Origin of the sequence: Arthrobacter sp. 2YAF22_2, from assembly GCF_052114645.1 — a bacterium.
Taxonomy (GTDB): domain Bacteria; phylum Actinomycetota; class Actinomycetes; order Actinomycetales; family Micrococcaceae; genus Arthrobacter.
In genome coordinates, this window is the sequence record NZ_JBFRFD010000675.1 from 1 (window position 1) to 1601 (window position 1601).

1 protein-coding gene and 1 pseudogene are annotated in these 1601 nt (G+C 68.3%); both read right to left on the reverse strand.

Going from position 1 to position 1601, the window contains the following annotated elements; genetic code table 11:
- A pseudogene (gene thrS / locus AB4Y86_RS18585) lies at positions 1 to 423 on the reverse strand (threonine--tRNA ligase); the annotation flags it as partial.
- Positions 424 to 538: 115 nt separating this feature from the next.
- A partial coding sequence (locus AB4Y86_RS18590; protein ID WP_441403615.1) for a helix-hairpin-helix domain-containing protein occupies positions 539 to 1601 on the reverse strand: 1063 nt, incomplete at its 5' end.

The following is a 1601-nucleotide window of genomic DNA, read 5'->3' on the forward strand; positions in this document are numbered from 1 at the left end:
GTCCTCGGTGACCACCCTGCGGACGAACTTCTGGTTCTGGTTGATGATCTTTTGCATCATCTTTTCCAGCTGGCGCAGGTCTTCGGGGGTGAACGGCTCCTCGACGTCGAAGTCGAAGTAGAAGCCGTCGATGATGTAGGGACCGATCCCGAGCTTGGCGTCGGGGCGAAGCTGCTGCACGGCCTGGGCCATGACGTGGGCGGCGGAGTGGCGCAGGACGTTGAGGCCGTCCGGGGAGCCGATGGTGACACCTTCGATGGTGGCGCCCTCGGGCAGCGGCTGGTCCAGGTCTTTCAGTTCGCCGTTGACGCGGGCCACAACGACGTCGCGGCGCTCAAAGAAGAGTTCCGCGCCGGTGGTCCCGGTAGTCACCTTGGTCTCTTCGCCGTCGACGAGAAGGGTGATCTGCTGGGCATCTGACACGGGTGTCTCCTATTCACGGTTTTAGGCTTCGTAGCTTGTGGCGTACGGGGACCACAGCCAGCCTCGTCCATGCTATCGGGTTCAGGATGGGCCAACCAACGCGGCCGGCCGGCGGTCAGCCTCCCAGCCCGGTGATGGCCAGGTTCCGCCCGATCCCGTCCAGCGGGCCGGGCACGGCGGGTTCCGACGACGACGGCGCTTCCGRCCCGCCGGGCCCGCCGGGGGCAGTCGCAGGGAAGGGCAGGGTCTCCGTTCGGCTGAGGTCCCAGGCCAGGGAGGCGCTGATGCTGATGCCCCGCGGCCCGGTCCGCCGGGTGGTTCCCCGGATCAGCAGCAGCCGGGTGCCGAACAGCAGGGGCCCTGACTGTTCCTGGGCCTCATGGAAGAAGACCGAGTCCACGCAGCCGGTACCGTCGTCGATGCTGATGAACACCACCCGGCGGCCGCCGCGCATCGGCGGGGTCTGGGTGGCCACCCGCACCCCGGCCACCAGCACCTCGGTGCCGTTGCGCAGTCCCAGCAACTTGTYCGCCGTGGTGACGCCCAGCCGGTCCAGCAGGGGCCGGTGGCTTTCCATCAGGTGCCCACTGACATCCACCGCCAACAGGTCCAGTTCGGCCCGGACTTTTTCCACCAGCGTGGGGGCCGGGAGCCCGCCCTTCAGGTTTTTGAGTTCGACGTCGCCCAGCGGCAGCGCCAGCTGGCCCTCGATGACCTCCACGCCCTTGCGGTGCGGCCGGCCCTGCAGCTGTTGCAGGTGCTGGACCAGATCGGCCCGGTTGGCGGTTCCGCCGGCGGCACGGTGCAGCGTGTCGAAGGCGCCCAGCTGGGCCAGGCGCTGAATGCTCGGCTTGCTGATCCGGGAGCGTGCCCGCAGGTCCGCGAGGGAATCATAGGGCTGGCCGGCCACGATCCGTTTCAGCTCGGCGCCGGAAAGCCCGAAGATGCCGTTGATACTCAGCCGGATGCCCAGCCTGCCCCGGTCCGGACCGGTTTCCACCCGCTCCACCCGGTATTCGGCCTGGCTGCGGTTGATATCCAGCGGCAGGATGGGAATCCCCAGCCGCCGGGCCTCGGCCACCAGCAGCCGCTTGGGGTACATGCCGGGGTCGTGTTCCCAGAGTCCGGCCAGGAAGGCTTCGGGGTGGTGGGTCTTGAGCCACGCCGACTGGTAGGTG